At 41.7% G+C, this 22,415-nt stretch carries 20 protein-coding genes; 4 read left to right on the top strand and 16 right to left on the bottom strand.

Annotated elements, in window-relative coordinates; translation table 11 throughout:
• Positions 1–2: 2 nt before the first annotated feature.
• The 13 genes from ygiD to V6C17_RS12025 form a co-directional block, all read right to left on the bottom strand.
• Positions 3–770: a 4,5-DOPA dioxygenase extradiol gene (gene ygiD, locus V6C17_RS11965; RefSeq protein ID WP_333522809.1), complete on the bottom strand. Its 768-nt coding sequence runs from the start codon at positions 768–770 to the stop codon at positions 3–5.
• A gap of 34 nt (positions 771–804) precedes the next feature.
• A complete protein-coding gene (locus tag V6C17_RS11970) occupies positions 805–1,047 on the bottom strand; it encodes a hypothetical protein (protein ID WP_333522810.1) in 243 nt (80 codons plus the stop codon).
• A 17-nt stretch (positions 1,048–1,064) separates the two neighbouring features.
• A complete protein-coding gene (locus tag V6C17_RS11975) occupies positions 1,065–1,919 on the bottom strand; it encodes a pirin family protein (RefSeq protein WP_333522811.1) in 855 nt (284 codons plus the stop codon).
• Between the two features lie 314 nt (positions 1,920–2,233).
• Complete coding sequence (locus tag V6C17_RS11980; RefSeq protein ID WP_333522812.1) at positions 2,234–3,511, bottom strand: Y-family DNA polymerase; 1,278 nt, start codon at positions 3,509–3,511, stop codon at positions 2,234–2,236.
• A complete protein-coding gene (locus tag V6C17_RS11985) occupies positions 3,498–3,659 on the bottom strand; it encodes a hypothetical protein (RefSeq protein ID WP_333522813.1) in 162 nt (53 codons plus the stop codon). The genes V6C17_RS11980 and V6C17_RS11985 overlap by 14 nt, the downstream gene beginning before the upstream one ends.
• Before the next feature lie 473 nt (positions 3,660–4,132).
• Positions 4,133–4,336, bottom strand: coding sequence for a hypothetical protein (locus V6C17_RS11990; RefSeq protein ID WP_333522814.1), 204 nt, complete (start codon positions 4,334–4,336; stop codon positions 4,133–4,135).
• The gene (locus tag V6C17_RS11995; RefSeq protein WP_333522815.1) at positions 4,333–4,701 is read right to left on the bottom strand and encodes a response regulator; all 369 of its coding nucleotides are present in this window, start codon (positions 4,699–4,701) and stop codon (positions 4,333–4,335) included. The genes V6C17_RS11990 and V6C17_RS11995 overlap by 4 nt, the downstream gene beginning before the upstream one ends.
• Positions 4,702–5,310 (bottom strand): HD-GYP domain-containing protein, encoded by a 609-nt coding sequence (locus V6C17_RS12000; protein WP_333522816.1) that lies wholly within the window; start codon positions 5,308–5,310, stop codon positions 4,702–4,704.
• A gap of 10 nt (positions 5,311–5,320) precedes the next feature.
• A complete protein-coding gene (locus tag V6C17_RS12005) occupies positions 5,321–7,036 on the bottom strand; it encodes a methyl-accepting chemotaxis protein (protein ID WP_333522817.1) in 1,716 nt (571 codons plus the stop codon).
• Positions 7,037–7,239: 203 nt separating this feature from the next.
• On the bottom strand, positions 7,240–8,688 hold the full coding sequence (locus V6C17_RS12010) for a sigma-54-dependent transcriptional regulator (RefSeq protein ID WP_333522818.1): 1,449 nt from the start codon (positions 8,686–8,688) through the stop codon (positions 7,240–7,242).
• Between the two features lie 16 nt (positions 8,689–8,704).
• A complete protein-coding gene (locus V6C17_RS12015) occupies positions 8,705–9,880 on the bottom strand; it encodes a sensor histidine kinase (RefSeq protein ID WP_333522819.1) in 1,176 nt (391 codons plus the stop codon).
• Positions 9,877–10,986, bottom strand: a complete 1,110-nt coding sequence (locus V6C17_RS12020) for a cobalamin B12-binding domain-containing protein (RefSeq protein ID WP_333522820.1) — start codon at positions 10,984–10,986, stop codon at positions 9,877–9,879. Before V6C17_RS12020 ends, V6C17_RS12015 begins: the two co-directional genes overlap by 4 nt.
• A gap of 608 nt (positions 10,987–11,594) precedes the next feature.
• Entirely contained in the window at positions 11,595–12,479 is an 885-nt protein-coding gene (locus V6C17_RS12025; RefSeq protein ID WP_333522892.1) for a LysR family transcriptional regulator, read from the bottom strand.
• Between the two features lie 169 nt (positions 12,480–12,648).
• On the opposite strand from V6C17_RS12025, the gene pta reads away from it, so the two are divergent.
• The 4 genes from pta to fosX all read left to right on the top strand — a co-directional run bounded on the left by pta (position 12,649) and on the right by fosX (position 16,039).
• Positions 12,649–13,623: a phosphate acetyltransferase gene (pta, locus tag V6C17_RS12030; RefSeq protein WP_333522821.1), complete on the top strand. Its 975-nt coding sequence runs from the start codon at positions 12,649–12,651 to the stop codon at positions 13,621–13,623.
• 130 nt (positions 13,624–13,753) lie between these two features.
• Positions 13,754–14,701 (top strand): NAD(P)-dependent oxidoreductase, encoded by a 948-nt coding sequence (locus V6C17_RS12035; protein ID WP_333522822.1) that lies wholly within the window; start codon positions 13,754–13,756, stop codon positions 14,699–14,701.
• A gap of 39 nt (positions 14,702–14,740) precedes the next feature.
• A complete protein-coding gene (locus V6C17_RS12040) occupies positions 14,741–15,601 on the top strand; it encodes an EamA family transporter (protein WP_333522823.1) in 861 nt (286 codons plus the stop codon).
• A gap of 33 nt (positions 15,602–15,634) precedes the next feature.
• Positions 15,635–16,039, top strand: coding sequence for a FosX/FosE/FosI family fosfomycin resistance hydrolase (fosX, locus tag V6C17_RS12045; RefSeq protein ID WP_333522824.1), 405 nt, complete (start codon positions 15,635–15,637; stop codon positions 16,037–16,039).
• A 581-nt stretch (positions 16,040–16,620) separates the two neighbouring features.
• On the opposite strand, the gene V6C17_RS12050 is transcribed toward fosX, so the two are convergent.
• From V6C17_RS12050 to V6C17_RS12060, 3 genes are all read right to left on the bottom strand, one after another.
• Positions 16,621–18,597, bottom strand: coding sequence for a DUF2075 domain-containing protein (locus V6C17_RS12050; protein ID WP_333522825.1), 1,977 nt, complete (start codon positions 18,595–18,597; stop codon positions 16,621–16,623).
• Positions 18,598–19,389: 792 nt separating this feature from the next.
• Positions 19,390–21,072 carry an energy-dependent translational throttle protein EttA gene (gene ettA, locus V6C17_RS12055; RefSeq protein WP_333522826.1) on the bottom strand — a complete coding sequence of 561 codons (1,683 nt, stop codon included), beginning with the start codon at positions 21,070–21,072 and terminating at the stop codon, positions 19,390–19,392.
• A gap of 532 nt (positions 21,073–21,604) precedes the next feature.
• Positions 21,605–22,309, bottom strand: a complete 705-nt coding sequence (locus tag V6C17_RS12060) for a nuclease-related domain-containing protein (RefSeq protein WP_333522827.1) — start codon at positions 22,307–22,309, stop codon at positions 21,605–21,607.
• Positions 22,310–22,415 lie beyond the last annotated feature (106 nt).

A 22,415-nucleotide genomic window follows, 5' to 3' on the forward strand; every position in this document is an offset into this window, starting at 1 on the left:
GTTTAAGCGAACACGTATGAAGTCATCGACAGGCTTCCCATTGTACAAACCTGATTATAAACACGGATCAAATCGTTTTCATTAACTGCTCCCAAAACGTATAACAAAGGCAGGAAATGTTCTAAGGTTGGTACCGCCATTTGCGCTGGACGTCCGAGTCGCTGGTATTCGATCACACCCTGGTGGGCCTTTTTCAGCACGTGGTCCACAATTGCATTGTCAAACTCGTACGCCCAGTCGTAGCCGCCCCCACGGGACCAATCAATCATACTCAAATTATGCACGACATTGCCGCTTCCGAAGATCATTACGCCTTGGTTCCGCAAATCGAAGAGTTTTCTGCCCAGAGCATAATGCTCTTCAGGCGATGCACTCCGGTCGACGCTGACCTGGAATACGGGTATGTCCGCTTCGGGATACATCGACCGCAAGACGCACCATGTTCCGTGGTCCAAGCCCCAACTTTCATCAAACACTGCCGAGTCTCCCAGCAGTTCTCTAGCTTTTCGGGCATAGTCCGGAGCACCGGACGCCGGATACATAATTCGGTATAGCGCTTCCGGAAAACCGTAAAAGTCATGAATAGTGCGGGGACGGTCATTTACCATGACGCGGGTTCCTTTTGTATACCAATGGGCTGAGATCGACAGAATAGCTTCAGGTTTCGGCAGCTCCGCCGCGATCTGTGCCCAGGTGCGTGAATAGGGGCTATCCTCGATTGCAATCATTGGAGAGCCATGACCTACGAATATGGCCGGCATAATTGACATAGTTAAACCTCCAAATTCTGCGCTTTCGCAGGAGCTAATCCTTCCTGTAACCCCGCGATCTCATCTCATTTTCGGTCAAAACATCAACATAAGTACTCAGAAGCCGATCCTCAGCTTCGCAGCTCTGCTGATAATACCAATCGCGAACTGCTTTTTCAATTTCTGCGTCATCGCCATTAGCGGGAAACGGATATACAGCGATCAACTCTTTCGACTGTTTGTCGCGAAGTCCCACTTTCACATGCTTCTCAAATTTACCCATTCTGTATCCCTCCATTTTAACTATCTTCTAGGCTAGCTCGGTAAGTGTTTAATAAAAGTTTTGTCACGCAGTTCTTGGAAAGCGATATCCAGCTCTTCACGGGTATTCATAACAATGGGACCACCCCAAGCTATTGGCTCGTTCAGCGGTTTCCCTGCGAGCAAAAGGAACCTCATACCATTCGGGCCAGCTTTCACTCGTAACTTGGTTCCTGCATCAAATAATACAGCATGTTTCGCCGGTATCATTTTATCATTTTCCGGGTCGAGGTTTCCTTCACCATGCACAATATACACAAATAACGTCGCTTCGCGGTCTGTATCTAGTTCCCACTGAACACCAGCGGTCATTTCCACATCCAGGTACAGCGGTTTCACATAGTCGCCTTCAAAGGCCCCCGCTTTGCCGTTGTAAGTTCCGGCAATTACGTGAATCTTACTGGCACCTTCGTCGATTACTGGAATGTCACCACTAGTAATCCCATGATATTTAGGGGCAGTCATCTTGTTCTTCTTTGGCAGGTTGAGCCACAACTGGACTCCTAGCATTCGTTCGCACGGCTTAGGCATCTCTTGATGGATAATCCCTGATCCTGCAGTCATCCATTGGCATTCCCCATCGAGAATGCTGCCCTTATTGCCCAAGCTGTCTCCATGCTCAATATCTCCTCTGATCAGGTACGTGACAGTTTCAATTCCACGGTGAGGATGCCATGGGAAACCTTTGATATAATCATCTGGATTTACTGAGTCGAAAGCGTCCAGCATCAGAAAGGGATCGAAATCCTTCGTGTCCTTGTGTCCGAGCACACGGACCAGTTGTACGCCAGCCCCATCGACAGCGCGCTCCCCAGTGATAATTTTACGTATTTTCCTGATTCCGCTCATAATGAACAAACCTCCTTACAAATAGGGCAGTCCGCCCTGGACGTTTAGTAAATAACCGAGTACATCATCTTCAGTGTAAATACCTATCACATCAGAATATAAATACTGTTCTTATTAATATTATAGATATGGATAATAATTCCTGTCAAATAAAAACAATGCATAACTTTTCAAACTCTCTCTATATTTTCGCGGGATACTTGCAGGATTTGCTTTAATTATATTTTATATAGCCTTCCATAGTTTTATATAAATCTATAAAAGAGAATAGTCGCCTAGAGCAACTTCTAGACAACTATTCTTTAAATTTTTCGTCATTCACTTTTCCCTTTATGTCCACCTACATAGTCCGCCCGTTCAAGGAAGGTTCCACCAGCCATCGACCCGGCATAAAAGATGGCTTTTTTGCCAAATCGCTCCCGCAGATTATCTACTACTCTATCCATGGCATATTTCTTTTCTTCTCCATTAAAAAACAGTTCCAGTTGCTCATGATCTTGTGACACGATTTTTCCAGCAGCAATATTTACCGATCGCACCGGTTCACCATTCCACCGATTAATAAATTCCTGCCGTGCCGCTTCACTTATGATATCCGTTGAATGCTCCGGGCGGACTAACTTAATCCGGGCCGTAAACCCCAACTGTAATTCCCTATCCGAGTACCCTATCCCTAAATATATCTCTTGGCATTTCTCCCGGTGCTTACGCAGCCTAGCGCAAACATCTCCCACCATTTCCTTAATGACCATTAGAATTTCCGCTTTTAATGAGTAATCTCTCATTAATATCTGGTTCTTGCTATAGGATTTACTTTTGGGACGTTCCCTATGGCTAATGATGCTGGCATCTAACCCCCACGCATGGTAATATAATTGCAGCCCAATTACGCCTAGAGTTTTCTGTAACAACAATGGATTGGCGTGAGCCAGCGCCTCTATCGTATAAATGCCCATTTGCTTGAGTTTTTTATCGTAACCTCTGGAAATACCCCAAAATGCCGTTAACGGTTGTATCTTCCATACTGTTTGCGGCACCATTTCATACGTCCATTTTGCAATCCATGGCGGTCGCTTTTTGGCTTCATTATCCAGCGCTAGTTTGGCCAAAAGCGGATTATCGCCAATACCTGCAGTCACAATAAGACCTAACTCTTCCTTTACCCTCTTAAGAATGGCTTCTGCAATCACCTCTGCGGGTCCAAACAAATTTAATGATGCAGTGACATCCAATATGGACTCATCAATGCTATAAACGTGTAGATCTTCATCTGTTACGAATTGGCGGAATATATTGAGTATATCCTGGTTAATTTTGATATATAGCGCCATATTGGGTTCTACTACCATAATAGGAGAGCGCTTGGGAATCTCAAAGAGTCTACTTCCGGTCTTGATATTATATTCCGATTTAACCCGCGGACTGCTAGCCAATACGACTGCACCGGTTCTCCTTAGATCTGATACTACAGCAATATGAGCTTCTAGTGGATCAAGCCCACGCCGAACAGCCTCTACAGATGCAAAAAATGATTTTACGTCGATGCACAATACACTTCTGCGGGGAAAACGAGAAAAATCAACGAACCCCATCGCTGCAGCCTTCTTGATCTTTCATCTGTTCGTTGTGTTCGGACAGAAGCATACCCGCCCACTTGATCATACACCGGTCGACGTAAACTACCCGAATCATCTGCTGAAAAACAGGGATACTCAGTAAATCTATAGTATGTTCGCTCATCACTATCCACCTCTATAGATATATTACCAGAACATACGTTCTGTGTAAAGATCCTATAGAGGTGGTAATATTTGCAAATATTTACTGGAAATGATAAAAAAACACCTACTTTAACTCCTTAAGCTCGTTTCCTAGGTATGCTGCAATAGCACCCATTCCAGAGATTCCGGCCACTTCTTCGGCCTCAGACGATATTAGTGAACTGGTTGGTGATTTTCAACCACCAACCAGCTCACTTTTTCCATTTGTTAATTTTTCGCTAAACCTTAGTTATTCTTATTCAATTCCGCACTCAAAAAATTTACCTTTTTGCATCCAATGTTCCAGCTAGGTCTTTCTATGGAGTAGTAACACTCTTAGTTCCTCCTGCAGCAGGGGGAACTTCTACCTCGTAATATTCAACCTGATTGAAAGCCTTATTTTTTGTATTATAAAAATAAGATATAAAGCGTTTTTTGACCATTCGCTAATCGCTACAGGCATACCATTTCCCTTAATTCTTCAACATTGCGCCTTCCTATAAGATATTCATTTTTAATAGTTACCTCATGAAAACGGTTAATGTCGTTACCATGAATCCAGTAGTGCTGCGCCGGACTATGTAATAGCGAAATTTCCGTTCCTGGCGTTCTGGCAAATAGTAAACAATCGTTCGCCACCAGAACAAGCATATTCATATACTTACCTCTAACACTTTAAGTATTGATATTAACTCAACAATATCTATAGGTTTAGGCAGGAAGCTATGTGCACCAAGCTTAATTGCCTTATGCTGCAATGCCTCGGTCGTATCTGCGGAACACAAAATGATAGTTACCTTATTCCACTTCTCAGAAGCTCTGACGCGCTCTATCAGCTCCAGTCCGGAGAGTACAGGCATCTGTAAATCTGAGAAGATCAAGTCAACATCTTGTGTTTGACTTAAAATATCCAGTCCGGCCCGACCATCGCTACACGCTAAAACGCTGTACCCCGTTTTCCTTAAAAAGTTGACTATGCTTATTCTACAGGCTTCGTCGTCATCTATAACTAAAATCTTCATTTATACACCGCCTACCACTATGTGTGGCTTAAGTTCTAAAAGATGGTTGACTATATCTACATCAAATTGTTTTCCTGCATGAGCGGCCATTTCTTGAAAAGCGTAATGATTACACTTTTTTATCCGGTACGACCTATTCGATACCATTGCATTAAAAGAGTCAGCAACACTACAAATCTTAGCTAGCACGGGGATGCCATCACCTGTTACCCCGTACGGATACCCCTTTCCATCCATCCGTTCATGATGGTACAGAATAATATTGGCTACTTCACAAGGAAAACCAGCTAGCTTTGCTCTACGGAAACCAGCCCGAGGATGCTCTCTTACCCGGGCAAATTCCCTCTCACATAAAGGACCTTTTTTAAGCAAAATATTGGCTCCAACGTCTATCTTTCCAATATCGTGCAGCAACGTTCCCCACCGTAAGTAAATACGTTCTAAATATGAAATAGATTCTATTTTATCTGCGATAAGCAAAGCAAGACGGGAAACCTCTATTGAATGCTCTAAGGTTGCGCCCTTATCTATATTTAGCAGCGATAAGTAGGCTTCTGCCTTGCGATCTAAAACCCCAATCTGCTTAATTAATGAAAAACTTAATTGCATTAGCGGCTCCTTATAACTTGAATGTAGCGATAGCTGACTGCAGCTCCTCAGCTAACTTTGCTAATGCATGGCTTGAAGCCGAGATTTCCTGCATAGTGGCTGACTGCTCCTCGGTGGATGCAGATACACTCTGCGTCTCACTGGCTGTTTGCTTACTAATAGAGGCAATGTTATTCATAGAACTAACGACACTTTGGATTTCTTTAGAAACCTGAGCAACCTCATTTGATATCTGTTGTATCTGCTCAGTTGACAATTGTACAGCTTCTGAAATTGTTCGAAAAGCCTTACCAGCACTCCCTACAACACCTACACCGGTAGCAACATCGTTTCTTCCCTGCACCATTGCGCTCACCGCATTTATTGTTTCAGATTGCACCTCTTGGATCAGATGTGCTATTTGCTTAGCTGCATCTTGTGATTGTTCCGCCAGCTTTCTAACCTCCTCCGCGACAACGGCAAAACCACGACCTTGCTCACCTGCACGAGCAGCTTCGATTGCCGCGTTTAACGCCAAGAGGTTTGTCTGACTTGCAATACCCGATATCGTGGCTACAATCTGTCCTATCTCTTTTGATCTCTCTCCTAGCGTTTCGACAACTTGAGCAGAATGTGTGACTGTATTTTCGATTATCCTCATTTGCTCAATTCCGTGGGCAATAGCAGTCCCTCCCTCGCTAGCAGCCAAAGCAGCCTTAGAGGAGGTTTCCGTAACTTTTAAAGCATTGGCAGAAACATGCTCGAACTTTGCGAGCATTGCTTGTACGGTTTCTGAGCCATTGGCGACAGTTGTGATTTGCTTTTCAGCTCCTGTTGCAACTTCTGTTACAGAGGACGCGATATGCCCTGCGGCTATTGCCGTTTGCTCCGCGCTTGCTGTTAACTCTTCACTCGAAGCAGCAACTTGTTCCGCAGTACTTCGTACCTGTTTAATCAAATCACGTAAGTTTTGCAGCATGTGATTTATTGATAGGGCAACTTCACCAATCTCATCTCGCGAACTGATATCGACTTCTTTTACCGCTAAATTTCCTGTGGCCACTTCTTGTACACACAAAGATACTTGCCTTAACGGTATTGTAATTAATCGGCTTATATACCAACCTGTCATTGCAATGAAAAGTCCCGCAACTACTATTACAATAACCATCAGTAGCACGGCCTGATTAAACTCGCGTTCGTTCTCTTCAGTAGCCTCTATTGCCTTTTTTTCTATGTATTCCGACACTAATACAATTTGTTGTTGATATGCCTCACTAATCGGAATTACTTTTGTGAAATAAAGCTGGTAGGCTTCTGCATTCTTGTTTTCTGTCGCTAATTTAATAACTGCATCCCGTTCGGTGCGATATTTATCCAAAGTATCCTTGGTTTGCCGAAGTAGTTCTACCTCTGTGGCATCTAGTCCATTCTTCTCGTAGTTAACTAGATTCTGATTAAAAGCTTTTACCCTTGTTTGGATATCAGCTAACAAGCGTTGGTTTTCTTTTGGATCGACAGTTATCATCATATGGAGTATATTACCCTCTATCGCCCGTGAGTGGGCTCGATTCTCGTTAATCCACTGGGTCGGTTGCACCCGTTTCGTGTACATCGTCCGCAATTCAGTTTTAGCATTCTGTAGATAATGGTAACCAGTAAAACCTACACTAAGTAAAAAGATTATCGAAATCAAAATAAGTCCAGTCAGTTTTTTGGCCACACTTGCCCTCTGTAAATATTGCATAATAATACCTGCTTTCTTTGTTAAATTAAATTTCGTAAGAGATGACGCTCTTCGAACCAATAAAATGCAATAAGCGTGCCAATGATTGGCACGCTTATAAAACCCTTGATTTTATTAGAGTCTAAGAGATATTTGTTTGGCAATAACTTCTTTGGTTAACACAAATATGTATACCATTTTTGTTGTACATATTTGTACATCGTTTATTTTTTCATCTTGTCTAACCTATAACATAATGTTCTTCGTGAAATATCTAAATATCTTGCAGTCTCTGTTTTATTCCCGCCATGCAGCTCTAATACCTGAAGAACAATGTTATCGATCATGGTTTCCAGCGAAAACGGTTTATCCGGAATACTGAATGTCACCGTTGGCGAATCGGTCGTCTGTGGTGGCCTATTGGCAGAAAAAGTTGGCCGAAGATTTATGTGTTCAGGGCGGAGTTCATTTTCATCACAAAGTAGTGTAGATAAATCAATTGTATTTTTCAATTCGCGTACATTTCCTGGCCAATTATGGCTTCTCAGCATATCAGCGGCTGCTTTGGATAACGTACACGGTTTTTGCCCTCTTTGAGCGCAAAACTCTTTAATAAAAAGCTCTGCTAAAGGCATGATATCCTCTAATCGCTCTCTTAACGGGGGTATATGTATATGTCCGACTTTGAGCCGGTAATAGAGATCTTCACGGAAGGTGCCATCTTTGACCTTTTGCTCTAGGTTTGCATTCGTTGCGCAGATTACCCTGACATCTGTATTAACCTTTCGAATTCCTCCAACCCGATAGAATTGTTTCTCCTGTAATACTCGCAAAAGTTTTGCTTGCAGTTCTAATGGCATCTCCCCAACTTCATCGAGAAACAGAGTACCACCGGCGGCAATCTCAATTTTACCTTTTTGCCCCTTTGCTAGACCGCCTGTAAAAGCTCCGGCCTCGTAACCGAATAAGTCGCTTTCAAACAAGCTCGGAGTAATCGCAGCACAATTAAGGTCAATAAAAGGAGCTTCATTAATGTCGGACCCATGATGGACCATCTTCGCTATGACCTCTTTACCTGAACCTGTTTCTCCTTCTATAAGTACAGGAATAGAGCGGTCACTATGAAATTTTTTCGCGAGTTCAGAAGCTTGCAGCATTTTATTCGAAAAAAGACCAATCTGCGCAAGCCCTGTTACCCGGCTTGCTATTTTCTTTAGTCGAGCCATTTCTTGGCGGGTCTGTTCAGTAACTTTGCGAACTTCCGTATCGAGGTTATCCTTTAAGCGAGTATTTTCAGACCTAAGAGCCCTATACTCCGCAATTCTTTCTACAATTACCGTCAATTCATTTACATTTACCGGTTTAACTAAATAGTCATAGGCCCCTAACCGCAGCGCCGCAATCGCTGTGTCTACATCAGTATGTGCAGACATAAGTACGATTGGCATACCCGATTGTTCTGGAATTTCACCTACCTGACGTAAGAAATCGATACCTGACAGGTAAGGCATCTTGATATCTGTCAGCACCATATCAAAGTGTTGCTTTGCCTTACATAAAATGAGAGCTTCTTGCCCATCACCACATTCAGTTATGCAATGTCCCAGTCGAGCTAGAAATTTTGACAAGAAAAATCGGCCACTTTTATCATCATCAATAAGTAAAATATTCACCTAGGAGCCTCCTACTCTAACATCCAATAGCTTTTTGAAAGTTAACCTTAAATGTTACCCCTCGTTTATATTCGTTGATGACTTCAATTCTAGCTTTATGCGTCTTTGCAATAGATGAAACAATAGCTAGACCCAATCCTGTACCGGAACCTTCTTTACCTGTAGTAAAAAAGGGCTCGAATATCTCATTTTCAATAGAAGGATCAATACCAGTTCCGTTATCTTCAACTTCTAGACTAACTTCACTGTTACATGTACTGGTCCTAACAATAATTTGTTTATCTTTGACCGCTGCCCTATGAAGGGCTCTAATGGAATTAGTCAACAGATTCAAGACCATTTCTTCTAGAGCCGTCTCATTCCCCACTATACACCCAACACTACCCAATTCTGTTTTTACCTGGATACCAGCCACCGCAGCCTCATGAGATATTAATCGAATAGCCTCTAGGATAATTCTATTTAAATCACAACTGCAAAAATTTGGGTCGCTCTTATTGGCTAATCCCTTTAAATGTTTAATTATCTTATTAATACGATCTGCCTGCTGTGAAATCTCATCCATATCAGTTGCAATCTCTGTATGAGAGACTTGTATACCGTTTTTATTAAGAAACACCATACTATCAGCCGCGACTTTGATGGCATTAATGGGCTGCGTGATCTCATGGGTTATTCCGGCTGCAAAGGCCGCCAGAGAGGCTAAACGCTCAGCGCGATCAATAAGCTTATCTTGTTCAAACTGAAGCACCTGGTTTGCGTGTTCTAATTCACGTCTTCTCTTTTCTACTTCCCTGGAAGTATTAGCGGTTTGAATGCTGAGTGTATTCATTGTAGCAACGATATGATTTCCTGCTAGAAGTGGCTTATCTATAAATACAAGATAGTACTCTCCATCTAGATAGATTGTACATTCAGTCTTAACGATAAAACCTTGCTGCTGAAAATGCCACACGGTCTGTACAGGCTCTTTACTTACCGGGAGAGCAAGGTTATCTTTAGTTTCACTAGTTACATAATTAAACAAGCTACACTCAATGGGGGACCTGACTAGCCCAAGCATACGGGAAAAGCCCGTGTTGGCGTACTGGATTACTAAGTCTCTCCCTAATCGCAATACACCTACGGAAGTTCGATTGCAAATATAGTCGTCAGTTATCTCGGTAACCCTAACGCAAGATACTGTTGTCATTCGTTTGTAATCCCTTTAGCAAAAGATGACGCTAATTTAAGAATCTCTTGGCAGTCAAGTGCTATGGCATCTGCACCAATAAGACGCCATAGTGTATCGTCATGTAAGAAGGCGGACCCTCCGACGATAATTTTTGTATTGCATATATCTGGATCACTCTTAATACGGCGTATTACTTTTTGGGCTAATAGTAAGTTGAAGGGGATAACAACACTAATACCAATAAAGGTGGGGCGTTCCCTCTTGACTAATTCAATTAAGTCATGTACCGGAGTATTCGCTCCTAAGTAAGCTACATTCCATCCATCGAGCTCCAATAGGTCTGAGGCCATACGAGCCCCGATTTCATGGAACTCGTTTGGAGCTGCGGTAATGATTGCCTTACCTTTTGCTGGAACCACACCCGGTAGTTTCATATATTGTACCAACATAAGCCGGGTAACAATAGCTGTAGCTAAATGCTCCTCAGCAATTGATATTTTACCAGTCTGCCATAAATGGCCAAGCTCGTACATCGTTGGCTGAATGATATCCATATAATAAGCCATGAGATCTTTCTCTGTAGAAACGTATTTTTGAGGGTATGCGAGGCATCCCTTATAATCGCCATTGAGGAGATGGTTGAGAAAGTTAGCCTGTTCCTTTTGCCACTCACCAGACATGGAAAATAGCTTGTACTCACCGCTCTCTACGATATTAATGATTATGTCATGCTTTTTAATTAGCCAATCATATACAGCTATAATTTCAGCAGCACTTTCTGCCTCTATGTGGTGATTAATCGCATCTTTCCATGCTGATAGTGCAATGGGAAAATATTCGTACGAATAGCCATGAGATCTATAGGCTCTATAAACCCAAATAAAAACCCTACCCAATAACTCAAAGCTATTTAAGTGAAGTACATTTACCATAAATCGAGCATGATTCAAGTGGAATTCTTGCATCGCGCTTAATTCATTAAACCCAATTAGCTCTTTAATATCCGTTCTATGTTCCATATTACGGCTTACACATAACCGAAGGTCGTTATGATTTAGTTCATACTGAAGCGCTGCGTGATTTGAAACCGGAGGTAATGATCTTATATCTTCAATTAGTAACATTGTCACCGTCACTCCTAATTTAACATTAACGGATATGTCAATTCGACACCTTCCTGCAAAAACCTGCAAATTCTGCCCACTACTATCATTTTTGTGTTCTGGCAAAAGACAAAATCTAAGATAATGAACTCAACCCCAGAAAGGGCAGATTGAAATTCTTCAACCTGCCCTTTTCTAATCATATGCATTATCTCAATTCCACAAATTGTTTTCCTGTAGTTTCAAAACTATTAAATCCCAATTTCGTTTTAAGCTGATCTTTCTATGATGCTGTTCAAATACATTTGTATCGCTCCCTTCCCAAGCAAAAAAACCAGACATAGTCTGGGCTAACATAAACATATCTATTAAATTATCGTCAAACCCGCTAACCCTTTGATTTCAGGCTATTCCCGATCTACCAACGCCTCAACATGTGTTGTGATAGAACGATGATACTAATACACGGATAAATTGTAGTTTCTACACCCCTAAAAATGCCGCGACACCTCTATGCAAGGGGGTCGTTTTGTGTGTGGGTTATGCTTTTACACGAAATTATTATGTACCCAATGTATTGAAGCGGTTAGAGAGGTCAAATAAGTAGCAACTTTTAATTTTTATAAAGATCATTGTATTCCAAATATATCTTGCAGATAATTATCAAGAATACGAAGGGTATCGTGTAAAGCCTGGTTGGGAAACTTGTGAGTTACCTTATAGCATATCCTTGGAGGCACTGGTGTCGATAATTTCTGAAGGACAAACTCTCCAATCTGAATCATACGTGCGCCAATAGAGGCGGGAACTATAGTCCATTGTCTTTCATCCTTCAAAAAAGTAGTGATAAGTCCCGCCGTGTCCAGATGAACGCGAGAAGGGCAAAGAGGATCCCACCACTGGTCATGTCTAAATTGAAACTCTCGATTCCAATTTATGAAGACTTCGTGTTCTGCCGCCAATTCTCCCATTTCAACAGTATCACCAGCTTGTCGCCCGGGCACAGCCAGGCGCAGTAGCACCATTTCTTCAGAAAAAAACGGTTTAACCGTGACACTAGGCGACACGATTTCTCGCACCACAAATGCCACATCCATCTCGCGACGCTCAATACTATCAAATGCTTCCTGGGTATGCTGCGTACGAATTTGCAGTCGGATCGGCGGGGTATGCTGATTTAACATTCTATATACAGGAGGCAAAACAAAGTGACTTATACTTTCGGCAGCGCTAATTGCCAGACTTAGCTGAGAACCGCTGACCCGTAAGATTTGTGTTTCCCGCCAGAGAGCATCCCATCTTTCCGCAATGCTAAAAAAGTTTTCCCCTTTTGGCGTCAACTGGATTTTGGATGCCCCTTTTTTTCGCTCAACCAAAAGGCCACCCATTTCCTTCTCCAGGGTCTTTAGCCGATAGCTTACAGTAGCCTGCGACAAGTGCAACACTTCGGCCGCCTTGCTTATACTCTCGGTCCGTACAATAGCTAAAAACGCCTCAATCCCAGGAAAATACATTAGAACACCTCTTAATATATAGAAAAATTTAATATAGTTCACAAAATTTTTGAGTTTTACAACAACATTCTTTATGTTTAAAATTATCATTAATAGAGATGATGGTCAAACGTTTTTTCACTAGAGAATCACATGACAAATCCGATAAGTAAAAAATGGAGGTATATACATGTTTGAACTTATGATTGAAAAATTAAAAACCAAACATCAAAAGCTAGTATTTACGGAAGGTTCAGATCCAAGAATTCTTGAGGCGGCAAGCCGATTAAAAAAAGAGAAGATACTCGAACCTATACTGTTAGGTAATCCAGAAGAGATACATATGGCAGCGCAAAAGTATGGTTTTCTTATAGATGAAATTGAAATCATAGAACCTAAAACATATCCGGCTATAGAAGCTATGGTTACGATGATGGTTGAACTTAGAAAAGGAAAAATGGATGAAGCCACCTGTCGGGAGTATTTGATGAAAACAAATTATTTCGGTACGATGCTTGTACAAATGGGGTATGCCGATGGCCTTTTAGGTGGTGCAACCTATTCTACGGCCGACACTGTTCGTCCGGCACTTCAACTTATTAAAACATCTCCCGGGAATAAAATTGTTTCAAGCAGCTTTATTCTATATCGCAAAATAGAAAATGTTGAAGAAAAGTACGCGATGGCCGATTGTGCTATAAACGTGAATCCAAGTGAGGATGAACTTGTCGAGATTGCTGTTGAAACGGCAAGAACAGCAAAAGTCTTTTCAATTGATCCAAAAGTCGCTTTATTATCGTATAGTACGTTAGGCTCAGGCACAGGAGAATCAGTTGATAAAATACGAAATACAGCCGCAAAATTAAAGAAAATGAATCTTGATTTTCCAATTGACGGTGAGCTCCAGTTTGATGCCGCGTTTTCCAAAGATGTTGCAAAAATAAAAGCGTCACACTCCCCTGTCGCAGGGGAAGCGAACACTTTCATATTCCCAGATATTAATGCTGGTAATATTGGTTATAAGATAGCTCAGCGCCTCGGAAACTTTGAGGCATATGGTCCCATCCTACAGGGGTTAAATCCACCGATAAATGACCTTTCAAGAGGTTGTAATGCAGATGAAGTTTACAATATGGCGATTATTACTGCTTCTTTAAAAGACTAGTTATATTAAAGCAAAGAGTACAATGAAATTCTGAGATTCTCTTGCCCGGAAAATATGCCAGGCTTGTAATTGCACACATCAAACGGGTTTTATTAGAAGCATAGTATAGAGCATGAAAGGTGATTTAGCAATGAAGATTCTCATAGTTGGCTATTTTAGCGAGACCTCAAAATCAAATATTGCAAGGCATTTTCCGGAAGACTGGGACATTGTAATTGCCCCTCCCGGAAAAGAAATGCTGCATCACATTGAAGATTGCCAGGTAATCATACCTGAGCATATTAAAGTGGACCGTGGCCTGCTTTCTATGGCAAAAAACTTAGAATTGGTACAAACGGGTGCAGGATTTGATAATGTAGATATCGATGCCTGTACGCATCTTGGCATTTGGGTGGCCAATGCTGCAGGAGTTAATGCACAGGCAGTAGCCGAGCACGTAATGGCACTGATATTGTCTTATTATAAAAACATACCGTTTCTTGATTCTTTCATGAAAAACAGGATGGATGAAAACCAACTGGACTATACAGGGAGTGAATTAAAGGGCAAAACGATTGGGATTATCGGCTTGGGCGCTATCGGTAAAAAAGTGGCTGAGTTTTGCAGGATTTTTGATATGAATGTGCTAGCTTGTACTAGAACTACCGTTGCACCATCTGACGGTTATGTGAAAATGACGGATTTCGATAATCTTGTGAGCACATCGGACATAGTAAGTGTACATATACCCCTGAATCAACAAACCAAACAGCTGATAAACAAAGCGGTATTTAAAAAAATGAAAAATACCACCCTTTTTATCAATACATCTCGCGGTGGGATTGTCAATGAAAGCGACTTGATAGATGCATTAAAAAACGGGGACATATTAGGCGCATGCCTGGATGTGTTTGAATCTGAACCGCTTCCAATTGAGAGTGAGCTCCGAAATTTTAGTAATGTGATACTTACTCCCCATACGGCAGGCATGCCCGACGGCCGCAAGTTCCATAAAAAAAGATATGATTTCTTTGTGAATAACATAAGACGTGTAGAGAATGGTGAAGAACCTGAAAGCAAGCTCAATCAGTTATTATAGTTTTGTTACAAGTCAAATGAATTTCATTGGAGGGATTATATGACAGGATCGGCTATTGTTCTTATCCTGATTGCCGCTTTCGGTCATGCTGCCTGGAATTATTTGGCCAAAAAAACATGCGGTGGTATAGCCTTTATTTGGCTATTCGCAGCTCTTTCCACTTTGCTTTATTCCCCGTTAGCTTTATGGATAATCGTTGTACAAAAGCCGATTATCGGATGGTATCAATTAGGGCTTATGCTAAGCAGCGCCGTATTCCACTCTTTATATTTTATCATGTTGGACAAAGGCTATAGGATTGGTGATCTCTCTGTCATCTATCCTCTGGCACGCGGTACGGGTCCTATGCTTTCGACTATTGCAGCCATTGTAGTTTTAGGCGAACAGCCTTCAGCAGTAGCGCTTGTCGGAACAGTATTAATTGGATTAGGAATTGTTGTAATCACAGGGAATCCCTTTAATCTGGCAGAACCTACCGCCCGCAAACCAATAATATTTGCTATTCTCTGCGGCACTATGATTGCTGGCTATACGCTCTCAGACAAATTGGCTGTCAGCACCTTTCTGATACCACCTTTACTCCTTGACTGGTCGGCAAACTTAGGACGACTATTTCTCTTAACCCCATATGCGTTTAAAAATTGGGACAAAGTAAAAGACCAATGGGCCAGTCATAAAATTGAAGCTGTTAGTGTGGCTATTTTATGCCCATTGACGTATATTTTGGTTTTAACTGCCATGGTATTCAGTCCTGTAAGTTATATCGCACCAGCGAGAGAAGTTAGCATTTTAATAGGCACTGCTATGGGAGCCAGACTGCTATCGGAAGGAAATGTAAAGATTCGTGTCATCGGCGCAAGCGCGATGGTCATTGGATTAGTAGCGTTGTCTATAGGATAGTTAGATAATAACGAATTCATAGGAGGAGATAATGTGATAGAAGGCATCAGTCACGTTACTTTTATTGTTAAAGACCTTGAACTTGCGACTAAATTTTTCAAAGAAATATTTGAAGCAGAAGAAGTTTACTCTAGCGGAGATAGTACATTTTCGATCTCGAGAGAGAAATTCTTCATGATTGGCGGGCAATGGATCGCAATTATGGAAGGAGAGTCCCTTCCTACTCGTACATACAACCACATCGCATTTAAAATATCAGAAGCAGATTTTGAAACATATCAATCACGCATTCAACGATTAGGTGTAGATTTTAAACCACCTCGGCCACGCGTAGAAGGCGAAGGCAGATCATTGTATTTTTATGACTTTGACAATCATTTGTTTGAAATACATACCGGAACACTTTCTCGGCGGTTAGAAAGATATGTATTGAAGTAACAAGGCATGTGCGAGAACGATGACAATTTAGTTTGTGTCGCGAAAGTGAGGTTACCGATACTTTTCAGTGTTTTTTAAAGACCAAGAAAAACGCGGGGATAGGTTAACTGTTCTTCAAAAAACAATGCCTGTCCCCGCCTTTTTAAAAGCAGCCCTCCCATAGTTTGAAGCTAAAGTATTGCATAATATGCCTGCCTCTATGTTAGAGTAATAGGATTAAGTGGACGAAAGGCACACCCATTAGACCTTGAACTTCTTTTCATCAGACAAAATACAAGGCATCAAACCCGTAATAATCGGGTGATGCCTTTCTCCATTACCAGTTATACGGTTCTCACTAGCTAATCTTAAACGGTAAGTACTAGACGCCCTACTTGCACTCCTACTAGACGGATAAGTGATGTACTTTTTCAACCTACTTCCGCTCTATCAACGCTACGCACTCGACGTGTGTTTTGATAGAAACGTGATACAAAACGGCTAATTATTACTCCATATATGCTCCAATTGTTCTTTTGACAAATCAGAAACGCCTATTGTGTCGTCACTGCCTCTTATGAAGATAGTGTCCCCCAATGATTTTAAATTTCGGCAACGCCGACCGACTTGAAATAGTTGTAAATGCCTTCATAGTATTTAGTAACGCGCGTGTTATCGTTATCGTTTCCTTTTGGAATAAAAATGACCATCCCTTGGCGGGCTCTTGTCAGCAGAACTCGATATGAATTTTTTAGATAAATGCGCTTGTCCATTGAATTTACATTGTTCCAGCGATTCCCCGAAAAGTTATAATAATGCCATTCATTGTTTTCAAAACGGAAGTCTGCATCCCAGGCAACAATTGAATAATCGAGCTCTAAGCCTTGAATATCAAATTCAGTGACAACATCTTCTAGATAATAACTTGAACGGACGTCATTCTTTCCATTTAAAAACCAATTTTCTACAGAAATATCGTTCTTCACAAATATTCCCTCTGGCTTCAGACGCAAAGCTCCGCTACTGGCAAGAAGGCCATAACGCGTTGTCCCTTGGCATTGTGTTCTTATCCAATCCTTTGCTTTCACCATTTCTCTTGTTATCATAATAGGATATTTGTCCTTACACCTTTCAAGTAAATCCTTCGCTTTTTGTGTATCTACATCCAGAATGGCTTTGACGAAGGAAGCCAAATCAGGTGTGCGAAATGATCGAACTGATGTAGATAAATGCAACTTTTCAACTTCATAGACATTTAGTCCCGCAATCATATCTTCCCATTTATTGCTTCTCCGATACTCGTCATCATTAAGATGTGGCGTGATATAGACATCCCAATCGAGAAATTCTCGTCTGAGAGAATTAAACCATTCCGGCAGTCCTGCCTCACCTGTATTAATTTCTTGCCCTCCACCAACAAGGCAGATAATCACAGCCCAGTCCTTGTGTCTGTCCATTGTGCTAATTAAAAATTCCGGCTCACTGTAATCAAAATCTGTGATGCCTTTTTTAGTAAGCATGAATTTTGATATTTGCTCTTTGGTCCAAGCTCTCTGTGCCTCATCAAAGATCGCAACTCGCTCCGGAGGAATATTATTATTTCTAACAAAAGAGTCTCGATATTTGTGGATAATCTGTATAAATGCCGACGTGCTACGCAATGCGTCCTTTTTCGTTATTTTATTATTCACATTTTGTGCTTGCGCTACCTTGTCGCGAGCCAGTGCCTCTTGCAGAACGGCCACAAGCGAGTAATTTCCAGACAGAAAAACCGCATGTTCACCTTTTTTTGCGTCAGAGCGCTGAATAGCTATATTAAGGCCAACTAAGGTTTTCCCTGCTCCTGGTACGCCGGTTACAAAGCAAATGGACTTTTTTTGATTAACTTTGCTGTATTCTATAATTTTATTTATTTCATCAGTCGTAACAGTGAGGTTTTCAGCTCCGGCATCACTGCGTGTAATATCCGCAACATTATGCCCACGATATAAAGCCTGTGCAGCCTCTACAATAGTGGGCGTAGGTAAATATTCGGAATTTTCCCAGGACAAATAGTCAAAAGCCGGTTCGACATATTGACGTGCAACATGCTTAATTGTATCGGCTATATTATTCGAATTACATTTTATTGGCTCGATGATTCTAGCGTGTTCTTTGACCGTTAATGTCTCAGCAATCGCTTTTGTGGATATCATTATCGGCACAATCAGCTTGTTATGACTTTCTTTTTGAAAATTTCGTAAATCCAGTGCATAATCATATACTTGATCATAAGTGGAAGATTTATATTCGTTATCGCCACATTTGAATTCCAAAATAAACACAATGTTTTTATAAAGAAAAGCAACATCTACTCGTTTTCCCATTCGTGGAATTATATATTCGAATATTATCCGTCCATTATTAAAGTCGGCCAGTTGTTTTTTTAGTATAGAAATTTCCAGTTCCCAAGTATTGCTTTGTTGAATTTTTGTTTCTGCAGAAGCATCATTTTTATATATAATACCAAGAATTTCGGAATCAGATTTATTCAAAAACTCTTCAATTTCGGAAGAATAATATGATCTTAAATTGCGCATTCTTTCACCTCAATTTCAAACAACCGATTTGCTATCTCCACCCTTTTGAAATCTTTCTAACTACAGCATTAAAAAATATTAATCATTGTATTTCTCCTTAGAATTCAGCATTTATTCCAAATTATACCACTGTCTCGCGCAACGTGCAAAGATGATGATTTAGTAAAAAATCGTTCCCTCACCTTTGCCGTTGACTACAATAACCCGACAAGCACTTCAAAGCTTATCGATATTTCAGCTGTGGATGTACTTGTCATACCTTTTCGCAAAACTCCTTTTTCTTTCGGCATAAAAGTTGAAACCCACCACCCCTTAAGATCAAAATTCGCCTAAACTCAACGTCTAGGCGAACATAAATCACATATATTAATTTCATTTAAAAGCTTTGAGCCTTATGGTTTAAGGCTTTTCCCTCTCTATCAAGTCTACACACTCGACGTGAAACGTCTATGAGAACAGAGGGTGGTCCCTTTCACAACCGTAGGCGTCTGGATAAACATTTCATGTCTTTAAGCCTTAACACAATATTATCCCAAATAATGTTCTCATTATGCCATTCCAGATATGTTTTGATAGACAGATGATACTGGTACACGGAATTAGCTATTTCGTGTAATGGTGCGAACTGATTATACTACTATCATTCACAACAATATTCTCAATCAACGCAAAAACATATCAACATCAAACTCTCCTATCGCTTCAGCCACTGACAAAATGTGCATAAACTGCTTCGCTGTGCGCCAAACCCCGATTTTTTGACTGCAAAAATCCGGGTTTTTCAGTAGCTTCCTAGCGGGTAAGTTTTCTGAACTTCAGTCGATGCGGCTGATCGGCTTCTTTGCCAAGGCGTTTTTTGCGTTCGGCTTCGTAGTCCGAATAGTTACCCTCAAAGAAGGTCACGACGGAGTCACCCTCAAAAGCCATGATGTGACTCGCGATGCGATCAAGGAACCAGCGGTCGTGGCTGATGACCAACACGCAACCGGCAAAGTTCTCTAGTGCGTCTTCCAGGGCACGCATGGTGTTCACGTCAAGGTCGTTGGTGGGTTCGTCAAGGAGGATTACGTTGGCCCCGGCTTTCAGCATCTTGGCCATATGAACGCGGTTGCGTTCACCGCCGGATAGCACGTCCACTTTCTTTTGCTGGTCCTGTCCTATGATGTTGAAGCGCGCGCAGTAAGCCCGAGAGTTAATCTCGCGGTTGCCTAGCTTGATAGTGTCGTAGCCGTCGCTGATAACTTCGTAGACGGTTTTTCCGGGCTCAAGGGAGTCGCGGTTCTGGTCCACGTAAGCCAAACTAACGGTTTCGCCGACTTTTAGGGTACCACTGTCGGGCTTTTCCTGTCCGGTGATCATCTTGAAGAGAGTGGTTTTACCGGCTCCGTTTGGGCCAATGATACCGACGATGGCTCCAGCCGGAATCATGAAGCTCATGTTTTCCATGAGCACCTTGTCGCCCATGGCTTTGCTGACATTCTCAGCTTCAATGACGATCTTACCCAAGCGTGGTCCCGGTGGAATGTAAATTTCCAAATCCTTACCCAAGCGCTCAGACTCATGTGAAAGCATGGCTTCATAAGCATTAATCCTGGCTTTACTCTTGGCGTGGCGTCCTTTGGGAGCCATGCGGATCCACTCAAGTTCCCGGGCCAGGGTCTTCTGGCGTTCGGCTTCGCCTTTTTCTTCGTTGGCCAGACGTTGTTGCTTTTGTTCCAACCAGGAAGAGTAGTTGCCCTTCCAGGGAATGCCGCGACCGCGATCAAGTTCAAGAATCCATCCCGCCACGTTGTCAAGGAAGTAACGGTCGTGGGTTACGGCAATTACAGTACCGGGGAAAGTTTTTAAAAAATGTTCCAACCAGGAGACCGATTCAGCGTCCAGGTGGTTGGTTGGTTCGTCCAGAAGCAGGATGTCCGGGTTTTTCAGCAGCAGGCGGCACAATGCCACACGGCGGCGTTCACCGCCCGAAATCACCGAAACCGATGAGTCGGGCGGAGGGCAGCGCAAGGCGTCCATGGCCATTTCAAGCTTGGAGTCCAGATCCCAGACGCCCTTGCTGTCCATAAGTTCCTGCACTTCACCCTGGCGGGTGATAAGCGCGTCCATTTCGTCCGGTTCCATGGGCTCGGAAAATTTGGAGTTGATGGCTTCGTATTCATCACGAATCTGAACCAGTTCTTTTACGCCTTCTTCCACTACCTCGCGCACGGTGCGGGTTTCATCCACCAACGGCTCCTGAGGGAGATAACCGATGGTGTAGCCGGGGGCGAGAACGGTCTTACCGTCAAAGCTCTGATCTTCTCCGGCCAGTATTTTGAGGAGCGAACTTTTGCCGGATCCGTTCAGACCCAGGACACCGATTTTTGCTCCGTAAAAGTAAGAGAGCGAAATGTCCTTGAGGACTTCTTTCTGCCCGTGTTTTTTAGATACACGGATCATGGAATAAATAATTTTGTCTATTTCCTGACTCATTTACTCACCTCTTAAAAATTTTTAGTTAAAAGTAATAATACTATCTTGATAATACTATCAAGTTTACGGGCAAACAAACTAATTCTTCATAACAATTAAAAACAAGTGCAATTATCTAAATATAATTATAGCACATCCCACATATCCTTCTGCAATGAAACCAGAAAGCCTGGGATATACCCAGGCAATGCTTAAACGTTAAAAAGCTTTTTGTCATTTTTTTGATTGGCAACTTACTTACCTCAATTACTACCTTATGACGATCCCAGAGTTAATGTCAGCACTCCCACTTGAATATTCCTACTGTTGCACGATCGTGGTGTCTTTCCTTTGCAGGAGTGTGACTGTCTCAACGTGTGTTTTGATAGAAAGGTAATACTAATTAGCGGAATTGGATATTCGCTCAATGGTCTCGCCCTATTTTTCTAGAGAGGGTACCCTGTCTCGTCGAGATATACTGATCCAGTAGAAAAAACATCAGGTGTTATGGAAGGGTTAACCTTATCATTCAATAACATTATCATTGATGAAGTTATCGTGCCCCATAACTTAGCTTGTACTCACATTTCGGATAATTTGAACAACCATAAAACCTACCATAAGGTCCATCTCGAACGACTAAACTTCCACCACACCTGGGGCAAACTAGTGATTTTTCCTTTGATTTACATTCGCGGACATGATTTTGAACCTGATGATAATGCTCCATTTTTGCCACTTTATCTTGGATTTTAACTTTATTTAGTCTATCTGCGATAGAATTAACTTGCTTAATTGATAAACTGGGGATTCCTCTAATATCCATAATGGTTCGAAAGAGTTGATGGTCATAAACGACTGGTATTTGGGACCTTACGTTTTTTAATTCTGCACTACCGGCAAAAACAACGATGGAATGGTACTTAACTCGTTCAAAACCTGAGAGTGCTTCCTTTAAAGCATATATATGTGCCCAGTTTTGCTTTATCGGGTTCCTGAATTTCGTTTTAACATCATAATGAGATTGAGTCCAATATTCTGAATGCTCGTTCCCGTGAATCCAACCACTGTAGTTTTTAGTTTCAATAACAAAGATACCATATATTGAGATGACGATATGGTCAATTTGGCTACTTCCCCTACCCGTTCTTATCAAAACATCGTTAAAGACTTTGTATTCTTCATCCTTAAGCTTGTCCAATTGCCTTGCTACTCGTGATTCGCCTATGTAACCCTTGATTTTAGGCGCGTATAACATGTAAAGAACAACCAAAACAATTAGGCTTACAAACAAAATTTCGTTCAAATCTTTTCCCTTTCTCTAATTGCTTTAAACTATTGGTATTCCGCCACTAAAAAAGCAT

The sequence above is a fragment of the Dendrosporobacter sp. 1207_IL3150 genome, from assembly GCF_036763085.1.
Lineage (GTDB): Bacteria > Bacillota > Negativicutes > DSM-1736 > Dendrosporobacteraceae > JBAIYU01.

Coding starts and splice junctions, on each gene's coding strand:
- ygiD (WP_333522809.1), bottom strand. CDS start 770: ATGTCAATTATGCCGGCCATATTCGTAGGTCATGGCTCTCCAATGATT.
- V6C17_RS11970 (WP_333522810.1), bottom strand. CDS start 1,047: ATGGAGGGATACAGAATGGGTAAATTTGAGAAGCATGTGAAAGTGGGA.
- V6C17_RS11975 (WP_333522811.1), bottom strand. CDS start 1,919: ATGAGCGGAATCAGGAAAATACGTAAAATTATCACTGGGGAGCGCGCT.
- V6C17_RS11980 (WP_333522812.1), bottom strand. CDS start 3,511: ATGGGGTTCGTTGATTTTTCTCGTTTTCCCCGCAGAAGTGTATTGTGC.
- V6C17_RS11985 (WP_333522813.1), bottom strand. CDS start 3,659: ATGAGCGAACATACTATAGATTTACTGAGTATCCCTGTTTTTCAGCAG.
- V6C17_RS11990 (WP_333522814.1), bottom strand. CDS start 4,336: ATGAATATGCTTGTTCTGGTGGCGAACGATTGTTTACTATTTGCCAGA.
- V6C17_RS11995 (WP_333522815.1), bottom strand. CDS start 4,701: ATGAAGATTTTAGTTATAGATGACGACGAAGCCTGTAGAATAAGCATA.
- V6C17_RS12000 (WP_333522816.1), bottom strand. CDS start 5,310: ATGCAATTAAGTTTTTCATTAATTAAGCAGATTGGGGTTTTAGATCGC.
- V6C17_RS12005 (WP_333522817.1), bottom strand. CDS start 7,036: ATGCAATATTTACAGAGGGCAAGTGTGGCCAAAAAACTGACTGGACTT.
- V6C17_RS12015 (WP_333522819.1), bottom strand. CDS start 9,880: ATGACAACAGTATCTTGCGTTAGGGTTACCGAGATAACTGACGACTAT.
- V6C17_RS12020 (WP_333522820.1), bottom strand. CDS start 10,986: ATGTTACTAATTGAAGATATAAGATCATTACCTCCGGTTTCAAATCAC.
- V6C17_RS12025 (WP_333522892.1), bottom strand. CDS start 12,479: ATGTATTTTCCTGGGATTGAGGCGTTTTTAGCTATTGTACGGACCGAG.
- pta (WP_333522821.1), top strand. CDS start 12,649: ATGTTTGAACTTATGATTGAAAAATTAAAAACCAAACATCAAAAGCTA.
- V6C17_RS12035 (WP_333522822.1), top strand. CDS start 13,754: ATGAAGATTCTCATAGTTGGCTATTTTAGCGAGACCTCAAAATCAAAT.
- V6C17_RS12040 (WP_333522823.1), top strand. CDS start 14,741: ATGACAGGATCGGCTATTGTTCTTATCCTGATTGCCGCTTTCGGTCAT.
- V6C17_RS12050 (WP_333522825.1), bottom strand. CDS start 18,597: ATGCGCAATTTAAGATCATATTATTCTTCCGAAATTGAAGAGTTTTTG.
- ettA (WP_333522826.1), bottom strand. CDS start 21,072: ATGAGTCAGGAAATAGACAAAATTATTTATTCCATGATCCGTGTATCT.
- V6C17_RS12060 (WP_333522827.1), bottom strand. CDS start 22,309: ATGTTATACGCGCCTAAAATCAAGGGTTACATAGGCGAATCACGAGTA.